At 74.7% G+C, this 5,969-nt stretch carries 5 protein-coding genes; 2 read left to right on the top strand and 3 right to left on the bottom strand.

What is annotated here, in order from left to right:
- Positions 1-41: 41 nt before the first annotated feature.
- The 3 genes from ABZ371_RS27960 to hmgA all read right to left on the bottom strand — a co-directional run bounded on the left by ABZ371_RS27960 (position 42) and on the right by hmgA (position 3,506).
- Entirely contained in the window at positions 42-1,271 is a 1,230-nt protein-coding gene (locus ABZ371_RS27960) for a type ISP restriction/modification enzyme (RefSeq protein ID WP_358684585.1), read from the bottom strand.
- Positions 1,272-1,366: 95 nt separating this feature from the next.
- Positions 1,367-2,143 carry a GntR family transcriptional regulator gene (locus ABZ371_RS27955; protein ID WP_358684583.1) on the bottom strand — a complete coding sequence of 259 codons (777 nt, stop codon included), beginning with the start codon at positions 2,141-2,143 and terminating at the stop codon, positions 1,367-1,369.
- Positions 2,144-2,186: 43 nt separating this feature from the next.
- Positions 2,187-3,506 (bottom strand): homogentisate 1,2-dioxygenase, encoded by a 1,320-nt coding sequence (gene hmgA, locus ABZ371_RS27950; RefSeq protein WP_358684580.1) that lies wholly within the window; start codon positions 3,504-3,506, stop codon positions 2,187-2,189.
- Between the two features lie 104 nt (positions 3,507-3,610).
- Between hmgA and ABZ371_RS27945 the strand changes: the two genes are divergently transcribed.
- Both ABZ371_RS27945 and ABZ371_RS27940 read left to right on the top strand, forming a co-directional pair.
- Positions 3,611-4,246: a TetR/AcrR family transcriptional regulator gene (locus ABZ371_RS27945; RefSeq protein WP_358684577.1), complete on the top strand. Its 636-nt coding sequence runs from the start codon at positions 3,611-3,613 to the stop codon at positions 4,244-4,246.
- Positions 4,247-4,449: 203 nt separating this feature from the next.
- On the top strand, positions 4,450-5,969 hold a 1,520-nt coding region (locus ABZ371_RS27940; RefSeq protein ID WP_358684574.1), incomplete at its 3' end, for a molybdopterin-dependent oxidoreductase.

Here is a 5,969-nt window from a genome sequence, read left to right as displayed (position 1 = left end):
GGCGAGCCGGGTGCCGCGGCGGCCGTGCTGCCCCACGGGCGTCACAGCAGCGCGAACTGCCCTTCCGGGCCCTCCTCACGGTGGTCCAGCACCGAGGCGGGCCGCCGGGCCGCCGCCGGGACGGGCAGCACCCCCGCCGTGCGCAGGTCCTGCCGGGTCAGTGGGGCCGCCCGGTCCAGGTGCGCCCACAAGGCCTCCCGCCTCGGCCGGAGTCCGTCGAGCAGGGCCAGCACGGTGATGAGTTCGAGCAGCTCGGAGGTCCACTCCCGCGTCCAGGCGCGCGGCACCAAAGCCGCCAGGCCCTCCCCGCCCGCCCACACCGTGCGGCGCTCGAACCAGAGCTCCAGCATCCGCACACCGCCCACCCGGAACTCCCAGGCGCCGGCCGGGACGGGCGAGATCCGCCCCTCGCCCAGGCTGAGCGTCTCCTCCCCGGCGTCGTACGCCAGCACGGCCGGCCGCGGCGGGATCGCCGCCCGCACGTAGGGGCGCCGCCCACCCGGCAGGCGGGGCCGTTCCCCGCCGCGCGCCCCGCGCAGGTGCAGCCGCAGCAGCTCCTCGCCCAGCTCCACGCCGTGTGACCACAGGGCGCCGTCCGCGGGCAGCGGCACGACGGCCCCGGCCGGGGAGGGCCGTGCGGCGGCGAGCGCCCAGGCGAGCACGGCCCGTGCGCCTTCGACGTCGCCGTAGCGGGCGCGCAGCAGGCGGAGCAGGCCCGGGGCGAGGTTGGGCTCCCGGCCGCCCGGGCGGCGGTGGAGGGGCCGGATCCGGCCCGGCCGGCCGGCGGGGGAGTGCCCGTCGGGCAGCAGCGCCGTCACGGACAGCGCCGGCCCGGAGTCCCCGGGGATGACGCCGTGCTCGACGGCGAAGAGCTGGTGCCCGTCGGCGACGCGCCACAGCTCGGGGCGGGCCGCGTCGAGCAACCGCTGGTCGGGGATGAGCCACTGCTCGTCGAAGGGGCCGTGCAGGACGCGTACCGGCTCGGGGCAGGGGCCGGGGTCCCGGGCGAAGCCGCTCGTCCCGGTGGTCCGGCCGGGCAGTGCGGCGGCCGGGGCCAGCGGGGTGCGGGTCCGGCTGGGCCGGAACAGCCGGGTCTGCTCGGCTCCTTCCGCCCGTGCCAGCGCGTCCCAGCGGGCGCGCAGGGCGGAGGCGTCAGGACCCGTCACCCAGGGGCGTCCGGTCCGCAGGGGCCGCACCGACCAGGGCATGAGGTCGTCCAGCAGCGGGTGTGCCCCGTCCCCGCCGGCTGCGGTCGCCACCCGTGCTGCCACCGTGTCGTCCTCCCCGTCGCCACGTCCGCCGCCCCGGGCATCGTAACGACGCCGGGCCGCGTACGCCGCCGGTGCCCGCCGCCCCGGGGCCTTCGTCAGTGCGCGTCCACCGTCACGGAGAAGGCGAAGCGGTCTCCCCGGTAGCGGATACGGGCCACGTCCACCACCCGGCCCTCCTCGTCGTACGTCACGCCGGTGTAGTGCAGGATCGGGCTGAGCAGCGGGACCTGGAGCAGCTCCGCCGTGACCGGATCGGCGAGGCGGGCCTCGACGGTGTCCGTGATCCGGGAGATCCGCACGCCGACGGCGTCGCGCAGCACCTTCGTCATCGGCCACCGTTCGAGGTCGGCGACGTCCAGGCGGGCCGCGATCTCCGGACGCACGGCGTTCTCCGCCCAGTTGGTGGGCTCGCCCGTGCCGTCGTCGCGGCGCAGCCGCCGGTAGCTGACCACCTCCGCGCAGTCGGGGAAGAACTCGGAGATGTCCCCGGGCACGGGGGCCGGGCCGTGGCCCAGCACGGTCGTCAGTTCGCCCGACTGCTGGGCGACGATCGCGTCGATCGAGCCCAGCAGCCGGACCGGCGAGACCCGGCGGGCGCGCGGTTCGATGAACGTGCCGCGCCGGCGGTGCCTGCTGATCAGGCCCTCGGTCTCCAGCTCCTTCAGGGCCTGGCGCATGGTCAGGACGCTGACCCCGTAGTGGGCGGCGAGCTGTTCCTCGGTGGGCAGCCGCGGTGAGGCGTCCTGCGGGCGGCCGAGTATGGACGCCCGCAGGGACTGCGAGACCTGGTACCACAGGGGCAGTTTGCGGTTGAGCACCAGCGAGTCGGGGGCGAAGGCGGGCGCGGGGCCCGCCTCGTTCACCTGGTCCATCCCGTCCACCCGGTCTCCCCGCATCGTGCCCGGCCGCGAGGTCTCACGCCCGGAAGCCGCGGCTCAGACCCTGCCACACGTCGTCGTACCCGCGCTGCAGGTGGTCCGCCGTCGCGGCCTGGGCGGTCGCCGTGACCGGCCACCGGGTCTCGAACATGAAAGCGAGGCCGTCGTCGATCTTCTGCGGTGTCAGCTCGGCGGTGCTCGCCCGGTCGAAGGTCTCACGGTCCGGGCCGTGCGCCGACATCATGTTGTGCAGCGAACCGCCGCCGGGGACGAAGCCGCCCGCCTTGGCGTCGTACGCGCCCTCGATCAGGCCCATGTACTCGCTCATCACGTTGCGGTGGAAGTACGGCGGGCGGAAGGTGTCCTCGCCGACGAGCCAGCGCGGCGCGAAGACGACGAAGTCCACCCCGGCCAGCCCCGGGGTGTCGGACGGCGAGGTCAGCACCGTGAAGACCGACGGATCGGGGTGGTCGTAGCTGATGCTGCCGATGACGTTGAAGCGGCGCAGGTCGTAGACGTACGGCGTGTGGTTGCCGTGCCAGGCGACCACGTCGAGCGGCGAGTGGTCGTACGTCGCCGACCAGAGGTTGCCGCAGAACTTGTTGACGACCTCGACCGGTCCCTCACGGTCCTCGAACGCGGCGACGGGGGCCAGGAAGTCCCGCGCGTTGGCCAGGCCGTTCGCGCCGATCGGGCCGAGGTCGGGGAGGACGAAGGGCTGGCCGTAGTTCTCGCAGACGTAACCGCGGGCGGTCGGGTCCAGGAGCTCGACGCGGAAGCGGACGCCCCGCGGGATCAGGGCCACGTGCCCCGGCTCCGCCCGCAGCAGGCCGAGCTCCGTACGCAGGAGCAGGCCACCGCGCTCGGGGACGATCAGGAGTTCGCCGTCGGAGTCGCTGAACACCCGGTCCGTCATGGACGTGTCGGCGTCGTAGAGGTGCACGGCCATGCCGGTGCGCTGCGCCGCGTCGCCGTTGCCCCCGAGGGTCCACAGGCCGGCCAGGAAGTCCGTACCGGCCGGGGACGGGGGGAGCGGGTCCCACCGCAGCCGGTTGGGGTCGGGGACGGTTTCGGTGAAGGGGGCCGTGCGCAGGGTGCCGTTGTCGACGCGCAGGAAGGTTGGGTGGGCCGCGGACGGGCGGATCCGGTACAGCCAGGAACGGCGGTTGCGGGCGCGGGGCTCGGTGAAGGCCGAGCCGCTCAGCTGTTCCGCGTACAGGCCCAGAGGTGCGCGCTGCGGCGAGTTGCGGCCGTGCGGCAGAGCTCCCGGCACCGCCTCCGAGCTGTGCTCGTTGCCGAAGCCGGTGGAGTGGCGGAGCGACTCCGCCGTCTTCCTCGCCTGTTCGATGCCGCTCATCACGCACTCCTGGTGGAAGAGGGATCCCGTGGATCCCCCTGACGAAGAATCCTATGGGACACCGTAGGAATCGCGGAGCGGCCCGTCAACGCCATGCGGGCATCATGGGGGGCGTGTCCCATGTGCATACGAACCTCAGGCGCGTCCCCGTGCAGCAGCGCAGCGCCGAACGCCTGGCCCGGATACTCGACGCCGGCGCCGGGATCCTGGACGAGACGGGCTACGAGCAGCTGTCCACCCGGGCGGTGGCCGACCGGGCCGGCGTGCCCATCGGCTCCGTCTACCGCTTCTTCCCCAACAAGCGTGCGCTGGTCGACGCCCTGGCCGCACGCAACCTGGACGTCTACGCCGAGCGGGTCGCCGCCCGGCTCGCGGGCATCCCCGGGCGGGAGTGGCGTGCGGCCATCGACGCCGTGCTCGACGAGTACCTGGCGATGAAGCGCTCCGTCCCAGGCTTCGCCCTCGTCGACTTCGGCCCGCCCGCCCCTGTCGCCGGCCCCCTCGACGAGTCGAACCAGCGGGTCGCGGGCCGTCTGGCCGAACTGCTCGCGGGCCACCTCGGCGAGGGGGCCGAGGGAGTCCTGTCCGACGCGGACCTCTCCCGCACGGTCCTCGTCTGCGTGCAGGCCGCCGACGCACTCCTTCAACTGGCCTTCCGCGGCGCCCCGTCGGGCGACGCGGACCTGATAGCGGAGACCCGGGTCATGCTCCAGGCGTATCTCGCCCGCGTCCTCGCCTGAGGCGCGCCCGTCCGCCGCCGCCGGCGGACGGGAGGACCGTGCGCGGCGGGCGGGCGGACGCCGGAGATCTCGTGGCGACGGCGCCTCGCCTCCATCCGTACCGGTCGGTATGCTCGGTGCGGCCGGAGCCCGCGCCCGCCGTGCGGGCCCGCGGGCGACGGCCGCACCCGCGCGCCACCGCTGCCGCCGCCCCGGGAGGGCCCATGTCCAGCGAATCCCGCACCGCTCTGCGTGTCTGCCCGCTCTGCGAAGCCACCTGCGGACTCACGCTCACCGTCGAGGGCACCACCGTCACCGGCGCCCGCGGCGACCGCGACGACGTCCTCAGCCATGGCTTCATCTGCCCCAAGGGCGCGTCCTTCGGCGCCCTCGACGCCGACCCCGACCGGCTGCGCACCCCGCTCGTCCGCACGGACGGCGAACTGCGCGAGGCGAGCTGGAGCGAGGCCTTCGACACGATCGCCGCGAACATCCCGGCCCTCACCCGTACGCACGGCGCCCAGGCGGTCGGCGTCTACCTGGGCAACCCCAACGTCCACACGATGGCGGGCGCGCTCTACCCGCCCCTGCTGCTGTCCGCGCTCGGCACCCGCAACGTCTTCACCGCCAGCACGCTGGACCAGATGCCCAAACACGTCTCCGGCGGGCTGCTCTTCGGCGACCCCCACGCCATCCCCGTCCCCGACCTGGACCGCACGGCCCACCTGCTGCTCATCGGTGCCAACCCGGTCGAGTCCAACGGCAGCCTCTGCACCGCCCCCGACTTCCCCGGGAAGCTCAAGGCGCTGCGCCGGCGCGGCGGCACCCTCACCGTCGTCGACCCGCGCCGCACCCGCACCGCACGCCTCGCCGACCGGCACGTCCCGATCCGGCCCGGCACCGACGCCCTGCTGCTCGCCGCGCTCACCCAGGTCCTCATCGAGGAGAAGCTCGCCGACACCGGCGCCCTGACCGAACACCTCGACGGCTATGACGAACTCGCCGCCGCCATGGCCGACTTCACCCCGGAAGCCGTCTCCGCCGCCTGCGACGTCGACGCCGAGAGCATCCGCGCGATCGCCCGCGAACTGGCCGCCGCCCCCGCGGCGGCCGTCTACGGGCGCATCGGGAGCTGCACCGTCGAGCACGGCACCCTGGCCAGCTGGCTCGTCGACGTACTGAACATCCTCACCGGCAACCTCGACCGGCCCGGCGGCGCCCTCTTCCCGCTCTCCGCCACCGCCCGGGCCCCCCGCCCGGCGGGCCCGGGCAGGGGTTTCGCCCTCGGCCGCTGGAGGAGCCGCGTCTCCGGCCACCCCGAGGCGAAGGGGGAGCTGCCCACGGCCGCGCTCGCCGAGGAGATCGAGACGCCGGGGGAGGGGCGCATCCGCGCCCTGATCGTCGTCGCGGGGAATCCGGTGCTCTCCGCCCCGGACGGCGACCGGCTCGAGAGGGCGCTCGCCGGCGGTCTCGACTTCATGGTCAGCGTCGACCCGTACCTGAACGAGACCTCGCGCCACGCGGACGTGGTCCTTCCGCCGCCCCCGCCGTCGCAGAGCGCCCACTTCGACTTCGCGTTCAACTCCTTCGCCGTCCACAACCAGGTCCGCTACAGCCGCCCCGCCGTGCCCCTGCGGGACGGGGCCATGGACGAGTGCGAGATCCTCGCCCGGCTCGTCCTCGCCGTCGGCCCGCACCACGGGGCGCCGCCGGAGTCCGTCGACGACCTGGTCATCGCCACCAC

It is taken from the genome of Streptomyces sp. NPDC005899 (genome assembly GCF_040629645.1).
GTDB lineage: Bacteria > Actinomycetota > Actinomycetes > Streptomycetales > Streptomycetaceae > Streptomyces.
Note: the sequence above shows the minus strand (reverse complement) of the source record. Positions and strands in the feature narration are given on the sequence as shown.

Bases quoted from the DNA above. Each gene is read 5' to 3' on its own strand.
- ABZ371_RS27955 (WP_358684583.1), bottom strand. From the start codon at position 2,143: ATGGACCAGGTGAACGAGGCGGGCCCCGCGCCCGCCTTCGCCCCCGAC.
- hmgA (WP_358684580.1), bottom strand. From the start codon at position 3,506: ATGAGCGGCATCGAACAGGCGAGGAAGACGGCGGAGTCGCTCCGCCAC.
- ABZ371_RS27945 (WP_358684577.1), top strand. From the start codon at position 3,611: ATGGGGGGCGTGTCCCATGTGCATACGAACCTCAGGCGCGTCCCCGTG.